This is a genomic window from Streptomyces sp. NPDC104814, from assembly GCF_055583185.1.
In genome coordinates this window covers 313897-336639 of record NZ_JBVJOL010000007.1, presented here as the reverse complement: position 1 = coordinate 336639, position 22743 = coordinate 313897, and the positions used below count along the sequence as shown (strand labels likewise).

Sequence of the window (22743 nt, the reverse complement as noted above, 5' to 3'; positions counted from 1 at the left end):
CCCGCGAGGGGGTCAGTCGACCGGCCAGGTGTGCGCGGGGGCGTTGAGATGCATGTAGTCCATGTACTGCTGGGTCATGCGCCGCAAGGTCTCGTGGCGGCCCGTGTGGGCCAGGCTGTCCAGATGGTGGAACATCTCCGTCTGCCACACCGCCCCGTTGCGCGCGGTCACACACCGCTGCTCGATGATGCCGAGCAGCGGCTCGCGCCACGCGTCGTCCATGCCGGAGCGTTCCAGACCCCGGTGCGCCATCGGCAGCAGCCGCCGCAGCACCAGCTCCGGCACGGGCACCTCGCCCATGCCCGGCCAGTACAGGCGCGCCTCGATGCCGTCCCGTGCGGCGGTGTGCAGGTTGTCCTCGGCGGCGGAGAAGGACATGCGCGACCACACCGGGCGCTCCTCTTCCACGAGGGCGCGGGTCAGGCCGTAGTAGAAGGCGCCGTTGGCCAGGGTGTCGGCGACGGTCGGGCCGGCCGGCAGGACGCGGTTCTCCACCCGCAGGTGCGGCTTGTCGTGGGCGATGGCGTAGACGGGCCGGTTCCAGCGGTAGATCGTGCCGTTGTGCAGGGTGAGCTCGGCCAGGTGCGGGATGTCTCCGCGTTGCAGCGTCTCTTCCGGGTCCTGCTCGTCGCACAGGGGCAGCAGCGCGGGGAAGTAGCGCAGGTTCTCCTCGAACAGGTCGAAGACGCTGGTGATCCAGCGCTCCCCGAACCACACGCGGGGCCGCACCCCCTGCACCTTGATCTCCTGCGGGCGGGTGTCGGTGGCCTGCTCGAAGAGCGGGATGCGCGTCTCGTGCCACAGTTCCCGGTCGAACAGGAACGGCGCGTTGGCGGCCAGCGCGACCTGGACTCCGGCGATGGCCTGGGCGGCGTTCCAGTAGTCGGGGAACTCCTGCGGCGAGACCTGCAGGTGGAACTGGGTGCTGGTGCAGGCGGCCTCGGGAGTGATCGAGTCCGCGTAGGTGCGCAGCCGGTCGACGCCGCCGATCTCGATGTGCAGGTCCTCGCCGCGGGCGGCGAAGATCTGGTCGTTCAGCAGGCGGTAGCGCGGGTTCTCCGACAGCGCGGCCTCGCCGACGTCCTGCTGCCGCAGCGTGGGCAGGATGCCGATCATGATGAGGTGGGCGCCGACCGACCGGGCACGCTGCTCGGCGTGGTTGAGGGCGCCACGGATCTCCGCCTCCCAGGAGTCGGGGCCGCCCTCGGTGAGCCGCCGGGGCGGGATGTTGATCTCCAGATTGAACCGTCCCAGCTCCGTCGACCAGGCCGGATCCGCGATCGCCTCCAGCACGTCGCTGTTGCGCATCGCCGGCTCGCCCCGCTCGTCCACGAGGTTCAGTTCGATCTCCAGACCGACCTGGGGCCGCTCGGCGTCGAACCGTGCCTCGCGCAGCATCTGTGCGAGGACGTCGAGGCACTGCTGCATCTTGCTCCGGTACCGGCGTCGGTCCTCACGGGTGAAGACCAGCGCCGGGACGTCCCGTCCCATGGGCCCTCCCGGTCGCGCCCGACTGCGCTGCCTCTCACCCCAGAATCGCACCGCGGACCGAGAGCGACCAGACGGGACGACGGCATGCGCACCGGAGCCGGACCACACCGCACCCTCGCCGAGCCCGTCCGCCGCACGGGCCGGCCCACTGCGTCACACACCGGCCGCGCACCGTCATTACGATGCTCACGGCGATCGGTCGACAAGGGGGCGGCGGGACGATGGGTGACTTCTTCGAGCGGATCGTGGACGTCGAGGTGAGCGGCAAGGACGCCGGGCCGCTCGCGCGGCGGACGGTCGACCGGATGATGGCCGAGGGGCTGATCACCGCGGGGACGTCAGGGGACGGGATGTACAGCCTGCATGTGGACGAGGGCCATGTGCCGGGCCCGCACTGGGCGCGAGCCGTGGCCGACACGTCGGACCCGACCTGGCTGCCGGGCCCGGTGGCCGTCGTCGTCGGGCGCCACCACCACGTCGGGGGCCAGGGACAGGACGAGGCGGACTACGCCGTCTGCCCGCGCTGCCGGACCCGGACGGTCGTCATCGACCATCCGCAGGCATGGGAGGCGGACGAAACGATCTGGCGGCCCTTCAAGGACGGCATCACTGCCTGGGAGGAGACCGGAGAGGGCACCGCACCCTGTTTTGCATGCGGTGCCCTGGTCCCGGTCACCGAGTGGCAGTGGGACGAGGGCTTCGCGCTGGGCGCCCTGGCCTTCGAGTTCTGGGGCTGGCCCCCGCTCGCCACCGACTTCGTCGAGTGGTTCGGCCGGCAGCTGGGCCACCGCATCGCCCACCACATGGGCAAGTTCTGATCCACCCGGCGAGAGCCCGCGCGCACCCCGGCCGGGCCCGCGAGCATCCCGGCCGGGCCCGCTAGCATCCCGCAGGGCCCGCGTACGACGAAGGGGCGCGGCCCGGGCGGCCGCGCCCCTTCGTGTGGTGGTTCGCTCAGCGCAGCGCCGTGGACACCACGGCTCCGACCCCCGTGGCGCAGGCCAGTACGGCCGACCCCAGGAGGGCATGCCAGGTCAGCAGGCGCCGGCGCAGCTCGTCGTAGCGGGCCTCGTACTCGCGGCGCAGCTCGCCGGCCCGCCGCAGCGTCGTACGCAGCCTCTCCCGGGTGAGTTCGAGGTGCGCCTCGGCATAGAGCCGGGCCACCTCCTCGCACTGCGCGGTCGTCAGCCACGGCAGGCCGGCGCAGAAGGCGTCGGCCGCTTGCCGCGCCCGCTCCCGGTCGGCCTCGGCGAGGAGGTAGCCCTCGACTTCGTCGGCGAGCGACGCCCCCTGCTGCCGGGCGAGGGACCGCGCCGGGTCCGTCATCACCGCTCGCCCTCGTGTCCGGCGGCGTCGATGGCGTCACGCCGGCCCGTGAGCTCCTTCTGGTCCAGTTCGGAGATCTCCGGGTGGTGCAGGTCGAACGCCGGGGACTCACTGCGGATCCGCGGCAGGGTGAGGAAGTTGTGCCGCGGCGGCGGGCAGGACGTCGCCCACTCCAGGGAGCGGCCGTAACCCCACGGGTCGTCGACACCGACGTGCTTGCCGTGCTTCGACGTCTTCCACACGTTGTACAGGAACGGCAGCATGGACAGGCCGAGTACGAAGGACGCGATCGACGAGATGGTGTTCAGGGCGGTGAAGCCGTCCACCGCCAGGTAGTCGGCGTAGCGACGCGGCATGCCCTCCGCGCCCAGCCAGTGCTGCACCAGGAACGTGCCGTGGAAGCCGACGAACAGCAGCCAGAAGGTCATCTTGCCCAGACGCTCGTCGAGCATCTTGCCGGTGAACTTCGGCCACCAGAAGTGGAAGCCGGAGAACATCGCGAAGACGACCGTGCCGAACACCACGTAGTGGAAGTGCGCCACCACGAAGTACGAGTCGGAGACCTCGAAGTCCAACGGCGGCGAGGCGAGGATGACGCCGGTGAGGCCGCCGAAGAGAAACGTGACGAGGAAGCCGGTCGCCCACAGCATGGGTGTCTCGAAGGAGAGCGCCCCCTTCCACATCGTGCCGATCCAGTTGAAGAACTTCACCCCCGTGGGGACGGCGATCAGGAAGGTCATGAAGGAGAAGAACGGCAGCAGTACGCCCTGGGTGACGTACATGTGGTGCGCCCACACGGTGGCGGACAGCCCCGCGATCGCGATCGTCGCGGCCACCAGACCCATGTAACCGAAGATCGGCTTGCGCGAGAAGACCGGGATGACCTCGGTGACGATGCCGAAGAACGGCAGCGCGATGATGTACACCTCCGGGTGTCCGAAGAACCAGAAGAGGTGTTGCCACAGCAGTGCGCCGCCGTTGGACGGATCGTAGACATGGGCGCCGAACTTGCGGTCCGCCTCCAGGGCGAACAGCGCGGCCGCGAGGACCGGGAAGGCCAGCAGCACCAGGACACCGGTCAGCAGCACGTTCCAGGTGAAGATCGGCATGCGGAACATGGTCATGCCCGGAGCGCGCATGCAGATGATCGTGGTGATGAAGTTGACCGAGCCGAGGATGGTGCCGAAGCCGGAGAAGGCCAGACCCATGATCCACATGTCGGAGCCGATACCGGGCGAGCGGATCACGTCCGACAGCGGCGTGTAGGCGAACCAGCCGAAGTCCGCCGCACCCTGTGGGGTGAGGAAGCCGGCCACCGCGATCAGTGATCCGAACAGGTACAGCCAGTACGCGAACATGTTGAGCCGGGGGAAGGCGACGTCCGGCGCACCGATCTGCAGCGGCATGATCCAGTTGGTGAACCCGGCGAACAGCGGTGTCGCGAACATCAGCAGCATCACGGTGCCGTGCATCGTGAACGCCTGGTTGAACTGCTCGTTCGACACGATCTGCAGACCCGGCCGGGCCAGCTCGGCGCGCATGAGCAGCGCCATGACGCCGCCGATCAGGAAGAAGGCGAACGACGTCGACAGGTAGAGCGTGCCGATCGTCTTGTGGTCCGTGGTCGTCAGCCACTTCACCACCACATTGCCGGGACGCTTGCGCCGCAGCGGCAGCTCGTCCTGGTAATAGCCCTCGTCGGCTGGGGAACCTTGGGGTTCGTTGAGGATGCTCACTAGTGTCTCTCTCGAAAGACCGGCTTCGCCACGTCAGTCAGGCCATCCTTGCCGGACGCAGACCGGGGCGTCGCCCGGAAGCAGCGACACGCGGCTGTTCACGTGACGATCGCACACGAATGGAGCACTGGACGCGGGCCGCGAGCGGGGGAGCGGGACACCGGCGGCGGGCTCGGCCGCGCGGGTGACACCCGGCCCGGCGCGCCGGCCGACGGGCTGCCACGTCCGGCCCGGCACCCGTGACGCGGTGCGCCGTCACAGCTCGCCGTCACAGCTCGCGCGCGGGCCAGTCCAGCAGGCGGGCGCCGATGACGGCGGTCTGCAGCTTGTAGCGGTGCGCCGGGTCGGCGGGATCGGCACCGGTGAGCTTGTGGATGCGCTCCAGACGGTACGTCATGGCGCGCACGCTGAGGGAGAGCCCGCCCGGACGCAGACCCTCGGCGGGCCCGGAGAGCACCCGCTGGTGCGGGCGATCGCCGCGTTGGGTCTGCTGGCTGAGCGGGTGGCGGCCGTGGAGTCGGCCATCAACCGTGCGGCCCTGCCCCGCGATCCGAGCTTTTGAACATGTTCAATTCCGGCGTATGCTGCCGCCATGAGCGATGTGAGCGGCAGAGCCGCCCTGCTGAAGCGCGTCCGCGCCTGGCTGATCTTCTTCGTCGTCTGCCTGGTGCTCAGCGGCGCCACGGCCTTCCCGCTGGTGCACGAACTGCACTGGACCGAATCGGCGCTGCGGGCGCTGTCCGTGCCGGACCGTCTGCCGGGCCTGATGCGCTGGATCGAGCGGGTGCGCGAGGGCCTGGACGCCACCGACACCCGGTACCCCTTCCTCCTCTACGGCACCGACTGGCTGGCCTTCGCCCACCTGGTCATCGCGGTGGCGTTCTACGGCCCCTACCGCGACCCCGTCCGCAACATCTGGGTCGTCGAGTTCGGGATGATCGCCTGCGCCGGTATCATCCCGCTGGCCCTCGTCTGCGGCCCGCTGCGCGGAATCCCCTTCTGGTGGTCGGTGATCGACATGTCGTTCGGCGTGTTCGGAGTGATCCCGCTGTACGTCGTACGCCGCAAGATCAAGCAGTTGGCGGCGATGACTCCGAACGCGCATGTGCTCGCGGCGGGCTGACACTGCCTCCTACAGGGCCCGCGCCACCAGAAGCGCCACGTCGTCGTGGTCGTCGGGGTGGCGCAGTCCGTAGAGGAGGAGGTCGCAGGTTTCCTCCAGGGGGCGTTCGGGTTCGTCGAGGAAGCCGAGGAGGGCGGCGAGCCGGTCGTCGATCGGGTGCTGGCGGGTTTCGACGAGGCCGTCGGTGTACAGGACCAGCACGTCTCCGGGCCGCAGTTCGGCCGTGGTGGTCTCGAACCGGATGCCGCCGATGCCGAGCGGGGCACCGGAGGGCACCTCGAGCAGCGTCGGCGGTTCGCCGACGCGGGCCAGCGCGGGCGGCATGTGACCGGCGTTCGCGATGCAGCACTGTCTGGTGTGCGGGTCGTACACGATGAAGACGCAGGTCACGATGTAGTGCTCGAGATCGCAGGTGATCTTGTCCAGATGGCGGAGCACTTCCCCTGGGTGCAGGTCCAGATCCGCGTACGCGACGGTCGCCGTCCGCAACCGACCCATCGTGGCGGCGGCGTCGATGCCGTTGCCCATGACGTCACCGACGACCAGGGCGGTCTTGTCGCCGGACAGCTTGATGACGTCGTACCAGTCGCCGCCCACCTCGCTGGTCGCCTGGGCCGGCTGGTACCGGGAGGCGAGCTCGAGACCCGTGTGGTGGGGCGGATGGTCGGGCAGCAGGCTGCGCTGCAGGGTCAGGGAGGTGTTGCGCACGCTCTGGAACCAGCGGGCGTTGTCGATGGCGATCGCCGCGCGGCCGGCCAGTTCGCCGGCCAGGACGACGTCGTCCTCGTCGAAGGGGACCGGATTGCGGGTCCGCTTGAGATCGAGGGCGCCGAGCACCTCGCCATGGGCGATCAGCGGCACCGCGAGATAGGAGTGGACCCCCGCGCGGCCGAGCAGCGCGGCGGCCTCGGAGTCGCGTGCGATCCGCAGCAGGTCCTCCTCACCGACGTGCCGCACGAGCACCGGCCGGCCCGTGTGGACGCACAGGGTGACCAGGCGGTCCCCTTCGTAGGCGGCGAGCTCACCGGGGGCGTCCGCCGCACGCAGCGCCACGGAGGGCTGCGCCGCCTTGAGAGCCAGGGCACGGAACAGCTCCGGGCCGTTGTCCGGCTCGCGCATCCGGCGGCAGGCCAGGGCGGAGTCCAGTACGTCGACGGCGACCACGTCGGCCAGCGCCCCGCTGGCGATCTCGGCCAGCTCGGCGGCGGTCTGCTCCACCTCCAGGGTGGTGCCGACGCGGGTGGAGGCGTCCGCGATCAGGGCCAGCCGGCGCCGCGCCCGGTCGGCCTCCGCCGCTGCGCGGTGCCGCTCCGTCACGTCGACGACCGAGATGGCCGCGCCGAGCACCCGCCCGCCCGGGTCCTCCAGGCGGTAGAAGGACAGCGACCAGGCCCGCTCGTGCTCGGGGTCGGAACGGGGCCGGCCCACGTGGTACTGGTCGAGCAGCGGTGTGCCCGTGGTGAGCACCTGCCGCAGCGCCGACTCCACGGTGTCGACGTCGGCGAAGGGCAGCGTCTCGCGCAGATGACGGCCGATGTGGTCCTCGGCGGGGATGCCGTCGATCCGCTGCAGCGCCGGGTTGACCAGGAGGTAGCGCAGATCGGGGTCCAGCAGGGCGAGACCGATCGGGGACTGGTTGATCAGCCGTTCGCACAGCGCCAGATCCGTCTCGACCCGCTGCAGCAGGCTGTGATCGGCGGCGAGCCCCAGGGCGTAGACGTCCCCGAGGTCGTCGAGCAGCCGCATGTTGCGGAACTCCATCAGCCGCGTGCTGCCGTCCTTGTGCCGCACCGGGAAGGCGCCCGCCCAGCTGCGGCCCGTCCGCAGGACCTCCGCGAACAGTTTCAGCACCCCGTGCAGATGCTCGGGGTGGATGATCAGCCGGGCCGCGGGTCTGCCGAGGGCCTCGGCCGCCGAGTAGCCGAACAATTCCTCCGCCTGCGGGGTCCAGAAGACGATGCGCCCTTCGACGTCGAGCACCAGGGCCGCCACGCTCAGCACGTCCAGCAGACTGGTCTGCCGGTGCGGCTCGGTGCCGTACTGATCACCGTCGGGCGGGAAGGTCTCGGCTGTCATCCCTGCGCCTCCTGTACCGGTCGGCAGCACCCGCCGGCCTTCGCCGTCCTCGCCGCACGGCGCTGAACCCGGCCTCTCCATGCTCCCTCGCCTCCCCGGCGGGGGCGACACAGCCCCGTCCGGCCTGCGGCCGCCCTCTTCCGGGCGGGCGGGCCATGCACATCCGGCGGACAAGAAGCACCATGGTCCTGTAAGCGGACAAGAGGGATCACGGTCGGTCACGCGGAACGGAGGCGACCGTGATCCTGCCGAAGGACGCACGCCATGGACTCTGCGCGAAACGGCTCCGAGCCACCCGCGGCCGCGGGTGCGCGCGCCCTCTTCGACGCGTCCACCGACGCGGCCGCCGTACTGTCCGGGCACGGCGTGGTGCTCGGCTGGACCCGCGCCGCCCAGCACCTGCTCGGCTACCCGGCGTCCGAGGTCGTCGGCCGGCCCGTCACCCGGCTGGCCGCCCTGCCCGGCGACCCCGTACGCGTCGCCGCGGTCGCCGAACGCTGCCGGGCCGGCATGGGCTGGAACGGTGTCATCCCGGTCAGGCACCGCGACGGCCACCGCGTCGAGGTCGATCTGCGGGTGTCCGCCGCCTTCCGTCTCGGGGGCGACGAGTGCTTCCTGCTCTCGGCGCGCGAACGCAGGCAGCGGTGGGGCGTGGGGGAGTCGGTCCTCGACGGGTTCCTGACCCGCTCGCCCGTCGGCATGGCGGTGATGGACCGTGCGCTGCGCTACGTATGGCTCAACGACACCCTGGAACGCATCGGCGGCGTCCCCCGCGAACAGCGGCTCGGACGCCGGCTCGGCGAGCTGCTGCCCGGCCTGCAGACCGACACCCTCGAAGGGCTGATGCGCAAGGTCCTTCAGACCGGGGTCCCGGTCACCGACTACGAGTACGTCGGCTGGAGCTGGTCCGACCCCCACCGCCGGCACGCCTACTCCACGTCCTTCTTCCCCCTCGTGGACGCGGACGACACGGTCACCGGCGTGTGCTACATGGTCCTGGACGTCACCGAGCGGTGGACCGCCCGCCAGCTGCTGTCGCTGGTCAACGAGGCCGGCGCGAGCATCGGCAGAACGCTCGACGTGATGCGCACGGCCCAGGAGCTCGCCGACTTCTCCGTGCCGCGCTTCGCCGACTTCGTCGTCGTGGACCTCCTTGAACCCGTCCTCAGCACGGCGGGACACGGCACCTGGCTGACCGACGCGGGGCCGGCGCCGGCCCGGACGGTGATGCGGCGCGCCGGGATGCGCTCGGTGCGAGAAGGCTGTCCGGAGGCCGTGGCGGGCATCGGGGACCGGGTGGCCTTCCCCGCGCCGACCCGGGACATGGACACGCTCTTCACCGGTGAGCCGACCTTCGTCCCCGTGCTCGACCCGTCCGACGAGCAGTGGGCGGTCCGGCAGCCCGGCCGGGCCGCGCGCATCCGGGAGTTCGGGCTGCACTCCCTCATCTCCGTGCCGATGCGGGCCCGGCACACCGCCCTGGGCCTCACCACCTTCGTCCGCTCGCTCAACCCCGTGTCCTTCCAGCCCGACGACGTCCTGGTGGCGCAGGAACTGGTGGCGCGAGCGGCGCTGTGCGTCGACAACGCCCGCCGCTACACCCGGGAGCACACGGCGGCCGTCACCCTCCAGCGCAGTCTGCTGCCGCACGCCCTGAGCGGGGGGACCGCGCTGGACGTGGCCTCGTACTATCTGCCCGCCGACCCGACGGGCGGGGTCGGCGGCGACTGGTTCGACGTGATCCCGCTGTCCGGTGCCCGCGTCGGTCTGGTGGTCGGCGACGTGGTCGGCCACGGCATCACCGCGGCCGCGGCGATGGGCCGGCTGCGCACCGCCGTACAGACCCTCGCCGACATGGAGATGCCCCCCGACGAACTGCTCGCCCACCTCGACGACCTGGTGCTCCGGCTGAGCGAGGAGGAGACCGCGGGCCTGCGCGACGAGATGTCCCCCGGCCGGGGCGGCGCGACGCCCCTCGGCACCGGCACGACGCCGACCTGGACGGCCACCGACGGCGGCACCGGCACGACGCCGACCTGGACCGCGACCGGCGGCGGCGAGGCCGCCGAGCGGCCCCGGACCGCCGACAGCACCGAGACCGGCGAGCGGCATCCCGGGGCCCCGGACCGTGACAGGCCCACCGCCCGCACCGAGCCCGCCGAGCACGGCGCCACCGCCTTCCTCGGCGCGTCCTGCCTGTACGCCGTGTACGACCCCGTCACCCGCCGCTGCACGATGGCCCGCGCCGGCCATCCGCCGCCCGTCGTCGTCGCACCGGACGGCGAGGTGCACTTCCCGGCGCCGCCCGCCGGCCCGCCGCTCGGCCTCGGCGGGATCGGCTTCGAGACCGGCGAGATCGAACTGGCCCCCGGCAGCCTCCTCGGTCTGTTCACCGACGGACTGATCGTGGGCGCCGATCGCGACATGGAACGCGGCATGTCCCGGCTCGGCGAGGCCCTCGCCGAGCCCGGCGCCGATCTGGGCACCCTGTGCCGGAGCGCCGTCCAGCGCCTCGTACGCCCCCCGCAGTCCGACGACGTCGCCCTGCTCCTCACGCGCACCCACGCGCTGGGCTCCGACCAGGTCGTCTCCTGGGACGTGCCCCTCGACCCCGCCGCCGTCGCCGACGTGCGAGGCCGCGCCACCCGGCAGGTGGAGGCATGGGGTTTCGGGGACCTGGCCATGGCGACCGAACTGATCGTCAGCGAGCTCGTCACCAACGCGATCCGCTACGCCGCACCCCCCATCCGGCTGCGCCTCCTCCGCGACACCCGGCTGACCTGCGAAGTCGCCGACGGCAGCAGCACCGCTCCCCGGCTGCGCCACGCCCGCAGCACGGACGAGGGCGGCCGTGGCCTGTTCCTGGTGGCCCAGCTCGCCCACCGCTGGGGAGCCCGCTACACACCCGAGGGGAAGATCATCTGGGCCGAGCAGGAGATCCCCTGAGCCGGACCCGGCCGATGTCCTCGCCCACCGTGCTCACCGGCCGGCTTCACTGTCCGCTGTCGCCGTCGTCGCCCCTGCGGTGGCGGCGGACGAGCCACACCACGCCCGTCGTGGCGGACACGGCGGCGACCGCGAGCCCGGCGGCGGCCCACCTGCTGCCCGCGAACCTCAGGTCGGCGAAGAGGAAGGTGACGGTGACCACGATGGGGAGCAGCAGCGACAGCACGGCCCGTCCCGCCGCGAACAGCAGGGCGGGGTCGAGCCGGGAGCGCGGGCGCGCGGCACCACCGGCGGACCCGAAGTAGTAGGTGTCCGTGCGCTCCAGCAGCCGGCGGGTCGCCGACCGGTACGACACCACCATGTAGGGCACCCACACCAGGGGCGCCACCATGCCCGCCGCCAGCACCAGCACCACCAGGCCGATCCGCCCCGCCCGGACGTACCAGGGCGGCCGGCTCGCCTCGGACGCTGGTGTGAGCAGGCCCAGCAGGCGGGCCATGCGCAGGGTGAGGTGCCACAGGCCGGCACGGCGGGTGCTCTGCGCGGCGGGGCGTTCCTCGCCGAGGAGGACGCGCTCCGTCGCCGCGAGTGCCTGCGCGGCCCTCCGGGTGTCGGCGTGGACGCCCTGCAGGACGAGGAGGTCGGCCGCCCGGTCCCGGGACGTGGGGTCCCGGCCGCTCAGCGCGGCCAGCTCCAGCACCGTGCGGGCCTGGCCGAGCAGCGCGGCGCAGAACGCGAACGGCACCAGCAGCAGGACGGGCCCGCCGACGAAGGCCCCCTCGGCCAGGACGGTGCGCTCGCCGCGCACGGTCACCCGGTGGCGCAGCTCGTCGAGGGACGCGTCGGGCCGCTGGTCGCGCAGGTGTGCCGTATGGCGTCCGGCGGCGTGCCCCAGGTGCCGTACCGCGAACAGTGCGAGGTGTTCCGGAAGGCGCCCGGGATCGGCCCGCAACTGACGCAGCAGCGAACGCGGCAGCGACCGTCCGGCGGACGGGGGAGAGGGTTGCGGCACCGTCATCTCCGGGGCCGCGTGCCGAGGGCCGGCAGCACGGTCGGCACGGCGACCGCCGTGGTCGGGAGCGGTGTCAGCGGGTGCGCCATGCGTGGCATTCAAACGGCCCGGTGCCCGGCCGGCGGTCGCTCACGGCCGGGCGCCGGGCCGTGTCACCCGCTCGGCCCACCCCACATGGCCGCAGCCCACCGGCCGCCGGACGCTCGAAGCGCCGGCAGATCTCCCGGTCTGCGACGTCACGGCGGTTCCCGCGACCGAGGCCACGGAAGCCGCCGGGCAGGAGAAGGGACCCCCATGAGCCAGGCCGCACAGCCGAACCGATCCGGCAGCCCTTGGCAGCCGCAGCCGGCCGAAAGAAGCGGCGGCTGGGCCGCGGGCGGGGTCGTCTTCGCCGCCGTCATGATGCTGTGCAGCGGCGTCCTCGCCGTGCTCCAGGGCATCGCGGCGGTCTCCAAGGACGATGTGTACGCCCGCGTCGGCACGTACGTCTACGAGATCAACCTGACCGGGTGGGGCATCATCCACATCGTCATCGGCGCCCTCGTCGCCCTCACCGGGGCGGGCCTGCTCAAGGACATGGCCTGGGCGCGGCTCGCGGGCATCTTCCTGGCCTCGCTCAGCCTCATCACGCAGTTCCTGTTCCTGCCCTACCAGCCCGTGTGGTCCCTGGTCATGATGGCGATCGACGTCTTCGTCGTCTGGGCGCTGGCCGGCCACCGGGAAGCGACGAGCTGACACCCGGGCGCCGTGCGACGCTACCCGCCCATCGCCGACCACGGCCTCGTCGGAGACCTGCAGACCGTCGCGCTGGTCTCCGCCGAGGGCGTGGTCGACTGGCTGTGCGCTCCCCGTTTCGACTCGCCCAGTGTCTTCGGGGCCCTTCTCGACCACGACCGCGGCGGCCACTTCGCCCTCACCGTGGACGGCCCGGACGTCACCACCCGCCAGCTGTACTTCCCGGACACCGCGATCCTCGTGACCCGGTTCCTGACCCCGGAGGGCGTCGGCGAGGTCGTCGACCACATGCCCCTGGACCGCCCGCGCACGCCGAGCTCCCGGCACCGGCTGATCAGGGTGATGCGGGTGCCGCGCGGTCGGATCCGGTTCCGCCTGGCCTGCCGCCCGCGCTTCGACTACGGCAGGGCGCGGCATCGCCTGGAACTGCACGAGGGTGTCGCCCGTTTCGCGGGCCCCGGCATGGACGCCCTCCTCCAGCCGCTCGGCGCCGTACGCCTGGAACGGGACGGCGACGACGTGCGCGCGGCCGTAGAGCTGACGCAGGGGCAGACGGCCGCCGTCGTCCTGACCCTGGACGCCACGGGAGCGCCGCCCGGGCCCGCGCCCACCCTCGAGCAGGTGCAGGACACCTTCGACGCCACCCGCGACTTCTGGCACGGCTGGGTCCGCCGCAGCCGCTACCGGGGCCGCTGGCAGGACGCGGTGAACCGCTCGGCGATCACCCTCAAGCTGCTCACCTACGCCCCCACCGGCGCCCCCGTCGCGGCGGCCACCACGAGCCTGCCCGAACAGCTCGGCGGTGAACGCAACTGGGACTACCGCTACACCTGGGTCCGCGACGCCTCCCTGTCCGTCCACGCCCTGCTCGACCTGGGGCACGAGGAGGAGGCGCACGCCTTCCGCCAGTGGCTGGGGCTGCGCCTGCGCGAGCAGCGGACGGTCACCGGTGAACCCCTGCAGATCATGTACCGGGTGGACGGCGACCCCCACCTCGACGAGGAGGTCCTCACCCATTGGGAGGGCTACCGAGGCTCGGCGCCCGTCCGCGTCGGCAACACCGCCGCCCGCCAACTCCAGCTGGACATCTACGGCGAGGCGGCCTGGGCCCTCACCGGTGTCCACGACGCCCGGTGGTCCGGCTACGGCTACGACGGCTGGCTCGGTCTGTCCGACACCCTCGACTGGCTCACCACCCACTGGGACCGGCCCGACGAGGGCGTCTGGGAGACGCGCGGCGGCCGGCAGGACTTCACCTACAGCCGGGTGATGTGCTGGGCCGCCTTCGAGCGCGGCATCACCCTCGCCACCGCCTTCGCCCGCCCCGCCGACCTGGCCGGGTGGACGGCGGCGCGTGACGCCGTCTTCCGGCAGATCATGGACCGCGGCTGGAACGCGCAGCGCGGGGCCTTCGTCCAGCACTACGGCAGCGACGTCCTCGACGCGTCCCTGCTGCTGATGCCCGCGGTGCGGTTCATCGCGCCCCGGGACCCGCGCTGGCTGTCCACGCTCGACGCGATGGACACCGAACTCGTCTCCGACGGCCTGGTCCACCGCTACAACCCCGCCGCCTCACCCGACGGCCTGCGGGGCAGCGAGGGCACCTTCTCCCTGTGCAGCTTCCTGTACGTGGACGCCCTGGCCCGCGCCGGCCGCCTGGACGGGGCCCGCTACGCCTTCGACAAGATGCTGACCTACGCCAACCACGTCGGCCTCTTCGCCGAGGAGATCGGCCCCCTGGGCGAACAACTGGGCAACTTCCCGCAGGCGTTCACCCACCTCGCCCTGATCACGGCGGCGACCACCCTGGACGAGGCGCTGGACCGCGCCGAGAGCTGACCGCGCACCAGCCCCGGCCGTCCAGGCTCCGGCGCTGACGCCCGTTCCGCGCCCGCGCGCGGACCGGCCCGGCCACGCGCCCACCGGCCCGTCCAAGCCGCCCGCCCGTGTGCGGCTCAACTCACCCGAGCCACCCGGCCGTTCATGATGGGGCCCGCGCAAGCCGCGCGGCCCGCGCGCGGACCGGCCACGCTCGCGTCGGCCGCGAGGTGAATCAAGGCCGGCCCAGCGACCTCCAATGACGGTGCCAATCGCATCCTATGGAGGAGCAAAGAATTCCCTGCGGGTACTGCCCCTCCGCTCGCCGCGGACTTATGTTCCTCCCGCACCCTGTCATGCAGCGTTCAACCGGCATGCGGGGCGCTGAGTGTCATGCTCATGACTGCGTCGTTCTGCCGCCGCTGCGCGCGTCACGGGCCTGCCCACCCAGTGCGATCCCCACCTCACAACGGAGGCAGTACCCCATGCGTGAGTCACGCCCGAGCGGGCGTCGGCCGAGTCTGCGAAGACTCGCCGCCGTCGCCTTCCCCGCGCTCGCCCTCACCGTCACCGGACTCGTCGCGGCACCCACGGCCGGCGCGGCCCAGGTCGCCACGCCCGCGCCGCACGCCAGCAAGGTCACGCAGAACCACAGCGCACTGACCGCACCCGAGCGGCAGACGTACCACTCCACCGGCAAGGCCGGCCAGAAGGTGCCCACCACGCACCTGTGCGCCACCGCCGAGCCCGGTCAGGCGTCGTGCTTCGCCCAGCGCCGCACCGACATCAAGCAGCGGCTGGCCTCGGCCCTCGCCGCCGCGACCCCGTCGGGCCTGTCCCCGGCGAACCTGCACAGCGCCTACAACCTGCCCACCACGGGCGGCACCGGCATGACGGTCGCCATCGTCGACGCCTACAACGACCCCAACGCCGAAGCGGACCTGGGCACCTACCGCTCCACCTACGGCCTGTCCTCCTGCACCAAGGCCAACGGCTGCTTCAAGCAGGTCAGCCAGACCGGCTCCACCACCTCGCTGCCGACCAACGACACCGGCTGGGCCGGCGAAGAGGCCCTCGACCTCGACATGGTCAGCGCCGTCTGCCCGAACTGCAGCATCATCCTGGTCGAGGCCAACTCCGCGAACGACACCGACCTCGGCATAGCCGAGAACGAGGCCGTCGCGCTCGGCGCCAAGGTCGTCTCCAACAGCTGGGGCGGCTCCGAGGCCTCCACCCAGACCACCGAGGACACCCAGTACTTCAAGCACCCCGGCGTCGCCATCACCGTCTCCTCCGGTGACTCCGCCTACGGCGCCGAGTACCCGGCGACCTCCCAGTACGTCACCGCCGTCGGCGGCACCGCGCTCACCACCGCCTCCAACTCCCGTGGCTGGAGCGAGTCGGTGTGGCACACCAGCTCCACCGAGGGCACGGGCTCCGGCTGCTCGGCCTACGACCCGAAGCCGAGCTGGCAGACCGACACCGGCTGCGGCAAGCGCATGGAGGCCGACGTCTCCGCCGTCGCCGACCCGGCCACCGGCGTCGCGGTCTACGACACCTACGGCGGCTCCGGCTGGGCGGTCTACGGCGGCACCAGCGCCTCCGCCCCGATCGTCGCCGGCGTCTACGCCCTCGCGGGCACCCCGGGCACGACCGACTACCCGGCGAAGTACCCCTACCAGCACACCGGCAACCTGTACGACGTGACCAGCGGCTCCAACGGCTCCTGCACCACCTCGTACTTCTGCACCGCGGGCGCCGGCTACGACGGCCCGACGGGCTGGGGCACCCCGAACGGCACCGCCGCCTTCACCGCCGGCACCAGCACCGGCAACACGGTCACCGTCACCAACCCGGGCAGCCAGTCCACCGCCACCGGCTCCTCGGCGAGCCTGCAGATCCACGCCACCGACAGCGCCGGCGCCACGCTCACCTACAGCGCCTCCGGCCTGCCGACGGGGCTGTCCATCAACAGCTCCACCGGCCTGATCTCCGGTACGGCGTCCACCGCCGGCACCTACCAGGTCACCGTCACCGCGAAGGACTCCACCGGCGCCTCCGGCTCGACGTCCTTCACCTGGACCGTCGGCTCGGGCTCCACCTGCTCCTCATCCCAGCTGCTGGCCAACCCGGGCTTCGAGTCCGGCAGCACCGGCTGGACCTCGACCACCGGCGTCATCACCAACGACACCGGTGAGGCCGCCCACGGCGGCTCCTACAAGGCCTGGCTCGACGGCTACGGCTCCTCCCACACCGACAGCGTGTCCCAGTCGGTGACGATCCCGGCCGGCTGCAAGGCCACGCTCACCTTCTACCTGCACATCGACACCGCCGAGACCGGCAGCACCGCGTACGACAAGCTGACGGTCACCGCCGGTTCGACGACCCTGGCGACGTACTCGAACGTCAACGCCGCTTCGGGCTACGCGCAGAAGACCTTCGACCTGTCCTCGCTGGCGGGCCAGACGGTCACCCTGAAGTTCAACGGCGTGGAGGACTCCTCCCTCCAGACCAGCTTCGTCGTGGACGACACCGCCCTGACGACCAGCTGACGCCCCGCCACACCACACCCGTCCCGCACGCGGAAGCCGTCCGCGTGCGGGACGCGGCGTTGCCGGACCGGTCCGGGGGGTGCGCCCACGCCGGCCGGGGGCGGAATCGGACCGGTGTCCGGGGAACCCCGTCGGCCGGGAGGGGGTGTGCGCAGGCGTACCGTTGCCTGCGGCTTCCGGCGCCGCCGACCGGCCGGACATGCCCGGCGCTGCCGCCGGGCATGTCCGGCCCTGCGGCGGGAAGACGTGGGCTCATGAACGGGGGAACGCGAATGGATCCGGTGGATTCGGCGCCTGGCGGTGAAGGTGTGGCCGGCCGCGAGCCGATGCAGGAGATCGTCGCGCTCGACGGGGAGGGCGCCTGCATCGCCGAGGCACGCCGTCATGCGGCCGGGTTTCTGGCCCGGGTGCAGCGGGAGTACGGGCTGCCGGTGTCGGCGCGCGCGATGGACGTGACCCGGCTGGTGGTGAGCGAGTTGGTCACCAATGCCCGCAAGTACGCGCCGGGGCCGGTGCTGATGGAGCTGCGGGTCGTCGGCGGTCTCGTGGAGGTCGTCGTCCGGGACAGCGATCCGTCGCTTCCCGTGGCCCGGGCCGCCGATCCGGGACGGGTCGGACAGCACGGACTGGAGATCGTGATGGCGGTCGTGCAGGGGTTCGAGGCACAGCGCGAGCCGCTCGGCAAGCGCGTCACCGCCCGGATCTCCCTCGCCGACCCGTCGCAGGAGCACCTCGGCGGCCTCGGCTAGGCGAGACGCCCCTTCGGCCGGCCGCCGGACGGTGTGGGCGCGGGGACCGGAACCGCCGTACAGCGGGCTGCCGTGGTCCCGAGCCCGGGCCGGCCCCGGCGGCCAGGGGCCGACGGAGCCGGGCACCCGGGTTCATGCACGACGTCGGGCCCACATCGGAGTGACCAGGGCGATCAGGACCGCCGCGACGCCGATCTGGAGGATGTGGCGGATCCAGTCGATACCGCCCGTGTCGCGGACGCCGAGACCGCTGGCGAGCAGGTTGCCGACGACTCCGCCGACGATGCCGAGGAGGACCGTCAGCCACAGCGGGATCGGCTGGCGGCCGGGAATGACGAGCTTGGCCAGCAGACCGATGATGAGGCCGGCGACGATGGCCCAGAGGAACGACACGCTCTTCTCCCTCCCTGTTCACCGGTGAGGTTCACCCGTGAGTTCAGTGGTTCGTTGATGCATCTCCCGAATGCCCGCGCTCGCGGTCCGTACGCCTGCGCGATCCGTTCGGCCTCAGACGCCGTCCGTGCGCATGGCCTGGGCGCGCGAGTCGGTGACCGTGAAGTGGTCCCGGGTGCCGGTGAGGGTGAACAGCCGCTCCACGGCCGGGTGGAAGGGGCCGAGCAGGATCAGTTCCCGGCCGTCGGCCCGGTGCTGGTGCCACGCCTCGAGGAGGGCGTTGAGCAGTCCGCTGTCGGCGAACGTGACCTGGGACAGATCCACCACGGTCACCCGGCGTGCCGACTCCTCGGCCTCCGCCCAGGCGGCCTGCAGCAGGTCGTCCTCGTCGTAGTCGACCTCGCCACGCACGCTGATCTCGAAGACTCGGTCATGGCAGGTCACCTTCACGGTCGCCCTGTTCTCCCACTGCATCCGTCGTCCTCGTGCCCCTGGTCCGCTCGCGCGACGGCGCCGGTGCCGTCTGCTCCTGTGATCCTCTCCTACCCCGTCCGGGCGATGAGTTGCCTGACGAAAGAGGTCAGGTGGCGTGGGCCCCGCCGGCGTCGTCGTCCTCACCCGCCAGGGCGGTGAGATGAGAGAGCGTGCCGGTCTGGCGCAGCAGGCGGTCCAGTACGGCGGAGCGGTCCTCGACACTCAGGACGGACCCGGCGGCGCAGACCCGCCGGTGCACCATCAGCAGCGCCGACAGGCCGACGGAGTCGATCCAGGACAGCCGGGCGCAGCTCAGGCGCACCACGCGCACGCCGGGACGCCGGATCAGGTGGTCGCTCACCGTGTCGACCAGCTGGTCGCCGGTGTCGAGATACAGGTCGCCCTCGACGTCGACGGTCAGCTCGTGGGACCGGTGGGTGACGGTGAGACGCAGGGCGGTGGGCGGCAGATCGGTCATATGTCGCTGAGGGGTCCGGGGACAGGGGACAGGGCACGGTCGGCCAGGGCGGCGGTCCCGTCGTGCAGCAGGCGCAGGGCCCGGGGGAAGTCGCGCAGCGGGCCGCCGAGTACCTCGAGAGCGACGATCACGGAGTGCGGGGGCACCCGCCGTGCGTGCAGCACGTCGGCGGTCCAGGTGAGGAACGTGGTGAAGAGGTCGGCGTCGTCCACGTAGAGGGCGGTGGCCAGGAAGGCGACGATGTGCGCCAGGTCCTCCGCGGTGCGCTCGCGCTGCTCGTCGCTGTAGCCGCGCAGGGCCGGGAAGCGCTCCTCCAGGTCCGTCAGTGTCTGCCTGACGAGACGACTGCGTGACTGGACGACGAACGTGTACTCCTGGTCGGCCAGGTGCGGCAGGTCGTCCACGGCCAGCCGGGCCGTCGCCGGGTCCGGCGGCGGCAGCCCCTCGTCCAGTACGGCCGCGGCGGCGCGGGCGTCCGCGGCCCAGCGGTCGGCGCCCAGCGCGCGGGCGTAGCGACCGTCCGGTCCGAAGGCGCGGCCGCCGGCCATGACCGGGACGCCGACGGCCTGGCAGGCGGTGACCGCGGCGTGCGCGGTGGGCAGGTGCGTGGGCAGCGAACCGGACAGCAGGACCGCCTGCGCACCGGTGTGGTGCAGATGCGCGACCAGATGCGCGGTGGGTGTCTGCGCGCCGAGGTAGTCCACGTGCCAGCCCCGCAACCGCAGCACCTCGGCGACCAGCCGGGCCGGCAGGGCGTGCCACTCGCCGTCCACGCAGCTCACCGTGACCCGGCCCCTGGACGCGCCCGCGTGCGTGTCCGCGCGGCCCGGGCCGTGGACCAGGGCGGTGACGACGCGTTCGCTGATGGCGGTCGCCGCGTGTTCCTGCGCCACGGTCAGGCGGTCCGCGGCCCATTCGACGCCCACCCGGTGCTGGACGGCGGCGATCACGTCCAGCAGCAGGGCCTCCTCGTCGATCCCGTCGGCCAGGGCCCGGTGGGTCAGGTCGACGGCCGCGAACTCGTCCCCCTGCACAACGGCCTGCCACAACGTTTCCACCAGCATGCCCGTGGCGGTCACCGCGGGAGCGCTCACCGGTTCCTCCTCGCCGGCGTCGAGCCGGCTCGGCCCTGACCGCCCACCACCGTCAGCTCCGCCGAGCGCGGCGCGCTGATGGCGACGGTGGCGATGTCGTCATGGCTGCCCGATCCCACCCACTGGGCGGTCAGCATCTGGATCCGCTCGACGACGGCCTCCGCCGGCATGCCCGCGCACTCGGCGAGGGCTCGCTTGAGCCGGTGGTCGCCGAACAGTTCGTCCCCGAGCGGGCCGCCGCGGGCCTCACTGACCCCGTCCGTGTACAGGACACAGGTCTCCCCGGGCCGCAGGGTCACCTCGGCGCTGACGGAGGTGACCTTCGGCAGGGCCCCTATGAGCGAGCCGTGCGTGTCCGCCTCCTCGACGCTGCCGTCCTGGCGGACGATCAGCGGGGCGAGATGACCCGCGCTGGTCAGCCGCAGGTCCGCCTTGCCTCCGCGGCGGCGCACCGACGCCAGCACCAGGGTGGCGAACCGGGTGTGATGGGAGGAGAGCAGCGCCCCGTTGAGCAGGGTCAGCATGCGCGGGTGGTCGGCGGCCAGCGGCAGCAGCGCGTGCAGGGTGTTGCGGATCTTGCCGGTCAGCACGGCGGCGTCCAGGCCCTTGCCGGCCACGTCACCGAGGACCACCAGCGTCTCCTCGGCGGGATCGGCGCCGGGGTGGACGTCGTAGAAGTCGCCCCCGATCCGTTCGTTGTCGCGCGCCGGGCGGTAGGCGCCGGCGTAATCCACGCCGTGCACGCTGCGCAGGCTCGGCGGCAGCAGCTCCCGCATCAGGGTGGTGGTGATGGCGGTCTGCTCGGTGTACAGACGCGCGGCGGACAGGGCCGCCCCGGCACGGGCGGCGAAGAGACGCGCGAACAGTTCCTCGTCCTCGCTGAAGGCCCGTTCGTGGCCGGAGCGAAGCAGGATCAGCGCACCGGCGGGCACCCCGTGCCCGGGCAGCGGGGTGACGATGACGGAACCGATCGGTGCGGTGAACTCCGGCGGATGGACCCACTCCGGCAGGACGGCCGGGTCGATCCAGCGCGCCGGGACGGGCGGGAACCCCTGCAGGGCCTCGGCGAGACCGGGCACGCGGTGCGCGTCGACCTGCGCGGTCACCTGGGTCACCGGCCCGCCGCGGTGCGCGTACGTCAACGCGTGGCGGTGGCCCAGCGGCGGGGCGACGAGCAGGGCGGCCTCGGCGAGATGGTCGGTGGCCATCCGCGCCGTCATCTCCATGCAGCGCGTCAGGTTCATCGTCGACAGCAGCTGGCCGGCCACATCGGACAGCAACGCGGACCGCCGCCGGGCGTCGGCCAGCGCGGTCTCGGCGATCCGCCGGTCGGTGTCGTCGACGAGCCACCACACCACACACCCGTCGTCCGACAGGGTCGGATGGGCCTCGAAGTGGCGGTCCGCGATCGCCCCGTGGGCCGGCAGTGCGCCGACGCGGTCCCCGGCGGCGAGCCGGGTCTGCGCATCGGCCAGCCAGGAAGGTGCGGTGTCCCGCCATCGGTCACCGGCTGCTGCGCAGGGCCACAACATCCGTGCGGCGTCGTTGAGTTCCACCACGCAGCCGTCCCGGTCCGTGACGATCACCGGGAACGGGGACAGGTCCCAGGCCGCGCCGCCGTGGACCACGGCGGCGGAAGGGCGGGCGGGGGTGCCGCTGGCATCGAACACACGCGGGGGCACGCCATCGGCGCGCCCCACCACCTCTCTACGACAGAAAACAGATGTCCTCCGGCAACAGTCCCGCATGAAGCCCTACGACGCAAGCGGCTTGGGGGCGACCCGGCCCAGGGTCCGCTGCCGACGGCCCGGCGCCGGCCGCCCGGTCCGCGTGTCCGCGCGGCGCCCGCGGGCCGGCGGCAGCGGCTGACGCCGGCCCCCGTGCCGCTCTGCCGTCGATGTGACAGCCGGTCAGGTTCAGAGGTCGCCGCCGCGAGCAGCGCCCTGCTCCTCCGTCCTCGCCCCGTCGGTCGCGAGCGAGCCGCCCGCGCTCTCCAGGTGGGCGCGCACGAACCACTGGAACTGCTCCAGGTCCCGCAGCTGCTCGATGAGCAGGTCCTCCGTGGCGGGGTCGATCTCGCCGGCCTCCTTGACCGCGGCGCGCACGCCCTCGATCACACCCGTGTAGACGACGTCGAGCGCCCCGAGGTGGGCGAGCGCGTCGGCCCGGCCGAGCGAGTAGTCGTCCCACTTGCGCTCGGCGACGAGCGCGCCGGGCGTGCCCTGGGCGACGCCGCCGAGTGCCGCGATGCGCTCGGCCACGTCGTCGGCCATGTCGCGCACCCGGTCCACCTGCGGGTCGACCATCTCGTGCACGGCGATGAAGTGCGGGCCGACGACGTTCCAGTGGATGTGCTTGAGCGTGAGGTGGAGGTCGTTGAGCGCGTGCAGGCGCAGGCGGAGGAGGCCGATGAGCCGGCCGGCGGCCTCGCGCTCGATGCCGGGAACCGTGTAGCGGGGGGTCAGATCCTGGGGCACGTGAAGCTCCTTGGTCGTGCGGTGTCGTGCTGGGGGACCGGTACGGGCGCGCCGGACCGGTCCAAGATCGTGTTGCATTCGTCTGCCCCGTTCTTCGCGATCCATGGCTGCCCCGGATGCACGCCGCCTCCGGGGACCGCGGCAGGCCGGGCGGGCCCGAGGGGCCGGCGGGTGTACGGCGAACGGCGCACAGCGAGATCACTCGCATGGGTTACGTATGCTTTCCGTGAGCCGAGGAACACGGAGAGTACGCGCGCGTGGCC

The 22743-nt window shown here is 72.3% G+C and carries 18 protein-coding genes and 1 pseudogene; 7 read left to right on the top strand and 12 right to left on the bottom strand.

Features of this window, described 5'->3' with window-relative positions:
- Positions 1–12: 12 nt before the first annotated feature.
- Positions 13–1491 carry a glutamate-cysteine ligase family protein gene (locus ACZ64A_RS24345; RefSeq protein ID WP_469813052.1) on the bottom strand — a complete coding sequence of 493 codons (1479 nt, stop codon included), beginning with the start codon at positions 1489–1491 and terminating at the stop codon, positions 13–15.
- Between the two features lie 221 nt (positions 1492–1712).
- On the opposite strand from ACZ64A_RS24345, the gene ACZ64A_RS24340 reads away from it, so the two are divergent.
- A complete protein-coding gene (locus tag ACZ64A_RS24340) occupies positions 1713–2309 on the top strand; it encodes a hypothetical protein (protein ID WP_469813050.1) in 597 nt (198 codons plus the stop codon).
- Between the two features lie 136 nt (positions 2310–2445).
- Here the strand turns inward: ACZ64A_RS24340 and ACZ64A_RS24335 are convergent, their stop codons facing one another.
- From ACZ64A_RS24335 to ACZ64A_RS24325, 3 genes and pseudogenes are all read right to left on the bottom strand, one after another.
- Positions 2446–2817 carry a hypothetical protein gene (locus ACZ64A_RS24335; protein ID WP_469813048.1) on the bottom strand — a complete coding sequence of 124 codons (372 nt, stop codon included), beginning with the start codon at positions 2815–2817 and terminating at the stop codon, positions 2446–2448.
- Positions 2817–4553 (bottom strand): aa3-type cytochrome oxidase subunit I, encoded by a 1737-nt coding sequence (gene ctaD, locus ACZ64A_RS24330; protein ID WP_469813046.1) that lies wholly within the window; start codon positions 4551–4553, stop codon positions 2817–2819. Before ctaD ends, ACZ64A_RS24335 begins: the two co-directional genes overlap by 1 nt.
- A 268-nt stretch (positions 4554–4821) precedes the next feature.
- Positions 4822–4971: pseudogene (locus ACZ64A_RS24325) on the bottom strand (helix-turn-helix domain-containing protein); the annotation flags it as partial.
- 183 nt (positions 4972–5154) lie between these two features.
- Here ACZ64A_RS24325 and ACZ64A_RS24320 point away from each other — a divergent pair.
- Positions 5155–5676 (top strand): hypothetical protein, encoded by a 522-nt coding sequence (locus ACZ64A_RS24320; protein WP_469813230.1) that lies wholly within the window; start codon positions 5155–5157, stop codon positions 5674–5676.
- Between the two features lie 9 nt (positions 5677–5685).
- On the opposite strand, the gene ACZ64A_RS24315 is transcribed toward ACZ64A_RS24320, so the two are convergent.
- Positions 5686–7752, bottom strand: a complete 2067-nt coding sequence (locus tag ACZ64A_RS24315) for a SpoIIE family protein phosphatase (RefSeq protein WP_469813044.1) — start codon at positions 7750–7752, stop codon at positions 5686–5688.
- Between the two features lie 264 nt (positions 7753–8016).
- Between ACZ64A_RS24315 and ACZ64A_RS24310 the strand changes: the two genes are divergently transcribed.
- Positions 8017–10698, top strand: a complete 2682-nt coding sequence (locus ACZ64A_RS24310) for a SpoIIE family protein phosphatase (RefSeq protein ID WP_469813042.1) — start codon at positions 8017–8019, stop codon at positions 10696–10698.
- Between the two features lie 46 nt (positions 10699–10744).
- Here the strand turns inward: ACZ64A_RS24310 and ACZ64A_RS24305 are convergent, their stop codons facing one another.
- Positions 10745–11716, bottom strand: a complete 972-nt coding sequence (locus ACZ64A_RS24305; protein WP_469813040.1) for a hypothetical protein — start codon at positions 11714–11716, stop codon at positions 10745–10747.
- A 288-nt stretch (positions 11717–12004) separates the two neighbouring features.
- Between ACZ64A_RS24305 and ACZ64A_RS24300 the strand changes: the two genes are divergently transcribed.
- From ACZ64A_RS24300 to ACZ64A_RS24285, 4 genes are all read left to right on the top strand, one after another.
- Positions 12005–12445: a DUF7144 family membrane protein gene (locus ACZ64A_RS24300; protein WP_469813038.1), complete on the top strand. Its 441-nt coding sequence runs from the start codon at positions 12005–12007 to the stop codon at positions 12443–12445.
- Positions 12446–12457: 12 nt separating this feature from the next.
- The gene (locus tag ACZ64A_RS24295; RefSeq protein WP_469813037.1) at positions 12458–14284 is read left to right on the top strand and encodes a glycoside hydrolase family 15 protein; all 1827 of its coding nucleotides are present in this window, start codon (positions 12458–12460) and stop codon (positions 14282–14284) included.
- 464 nt (positions 14285–14748) lie between these two features.
- Positions 14749–16815: a putative Ig domain-containing protein gene (locus ACZ64A_RS24290; RefSeq protein WP_469813035.1), complete on the top strand. Its 2067-nt coding sequence runs from the start codon at positions 14749–14751 to the stop codon at positions 16813–16815.
- A gap of 272 nt (positions 16816–17087) precedes the next feature.
- The gene (locus ACZ64A_RS24285; protein ID WP_469813034.1) at positions 17088–17564 is read left to right on the top strand and encodes an ATP-binding protein; all 477 of its coding nucleotides are present in this window, start codon (positions 17088–17090) and stop codon (positions 17562–17564) included.
- A 132-nt stretch (positions 17565–17696) separates the two neighbouring features.
- Here the strand turns inward: ACZ64A_RS24285 and ACZ64A_RS24280 are convergent, their stop codons facing one another.
- From ACZ64A_RS24280 to ACZ64A_RS24255, 6 genes are all read right to left on the bottom strand, one after another.
- Complete coding sequence (locus tag ACZ64A_RS24280) at positions 17697–17957, bottom strand: GlsB/YeaQ/YmgE family stress response membrane protein (protein WP_469813032.1); 261 nt, start codon at positions 17955–17957, stop codon at positions 17697–17699.
- A 114-nt stretch (positions 17958–18071) separates the two neighbouring features.
- Positions 18072–18431 (bottom strand): STAS domain-containing protein, encoded by a 360-nt coding sequence (locus tag ACZ64A_RS24275; RefSeq protein ID WP_469813030.1) that lies wholly within the window; start codon positions 18429–18431, stop codon positions 18072–18074.
- Positions 18432–18537: 106 nt separating this feature from the next.
- The gene (locus ACZ64A_RS24270) at positions 18538–18909 is read right to left on the bottom strand and encodes an STAS domain-containing protein (protein ID WP_469813028.1); all 372 of its coding nucleotides are present in this window, start codon (positions 18907–18909) and stop codon (positions 18538–18540) included.
- Entirely contained in the window at positions 18906–19973 is a 1068-nt protein-coding gene (locus ACZ64A_RS24265; RefSeq protein WP_469813228.1) for a cobalamin B12-binding domain-containing protein, read from the bottom strand. Before ACZ64A_RS24265 ends, ACZ64A_RS24270 begins: the two co-directional genes overlap by 4 nt.
- A 26-nt stretch (positions 19974–19999) precedes the next feature.
- Complete coding sequence (locus tag ACZ64A_RS24260) at positions 20000–21673, bottom strand: PP2C family protein-serine/threonine phosphatase (protein ID WP_469813027.1); 1674 nt, start codon at positions 21671–21673, stop codon at positions 20000–20002.
- Positions 21674–21919: 246 nt separating this feature from the next.
- Positions 21920–22480: a Dps family protein gene (locus ACZ64A_RS24255; protein WP_469813025.1), complete on the bottom strand. Its 561-nt coding sequence runs from the start codon at positions 22478–22480 to the stop codon at positions 21920–21922.
- Between the last annotated feature and the right edge of the window lie 263 nt (positions 22481–22743).

Coding starts and splice junctions, on each gene's coding strand:
- ACZ64A_RS24265 (WP_469813228.1), bottom strand. CDS start 19,973: ATGCTGGTGGAAACGTTGTGGCAGGCCGTTGTGCAGGGGGACGAGTTC.
- ACZ64A_RS24290 (WP_469813035.1), top strand. CDS start 14,749: ATGCGTGAGTCACGCCCGAGCGGGCGTCGGCCGAGTCTGCGAAGACTC.
- ACZ64A_RS24340 (WP_469813050.1), top strand. CDS start 1,713: ATGGGTGACTTCTTCGAGCGGATCGTGGACGTCGAGGTGAGCGGCAAG.
- ACZ64A_RS24285 (WP_469813034.1), top strand. CDS start 17,088: ATGGATCCGGTGGATTCGGCGCCTGGCGGTGAAGGTGTGGCCGGCCGC.
- ACZ64A_RS24315 (WP_469813044.1), bottom strand. CDS start 7,752: ATGACAGCCGAGACCTTCCCGCCCGACGGTGATCAGTACGGCACCGAG.
- ACZ64A_RS24275 (WP_469813030.1), bottom strand. CDS start 18,431: ATGCAGTGGGAGAACAGGGCGACCGTGAAGGTGACCTGCCATGACCGA.
- ACZ64A_RS24335 (WP_469813048.1), bottom strand. CDS start 2,817: ATGACGGACCCGGCGCGGTCCCTCGCCCGGCAGCAGGGGGCGTCGCTC.
- ACZ64A_RS24310 (WP_469813042.1), top strand. CDS start 8,017: ATGGACTCTGCGCGAAACGGCTCCGAGCCACCCGCGGCCGCGGGTGCG.
- ACZ64A_RS24305 (WP_469813040.1), bottom strand. CDS start 11,716: ATGACGGTGCCGCAACCCTCTCCCCCGTCCGCCGGACGGTCGCTGCCG.
- ACZ64A_RS24345 (WP_469813052.1), bottom strand. CDS start 1,491: ATGGGACGGGACGTCCCGGCGCTGGTCTTCACCCGTGAGGACCGACGC.
- ACZ64A_RS24300 (WP_469813038.1), top strand. CDS start 12,005: ATGAGCCAGGCCGCACAGCCGAACCGATCCGGCAGCCCTTGGCAGCCG.
- ACZ64A_RS24270 (WP_469813028.1), bottom strand. CDS start 18,909: ATGACCGATCTGCCGCCCACCGCCCTGCGTCTCACCGTCACCCACCGG.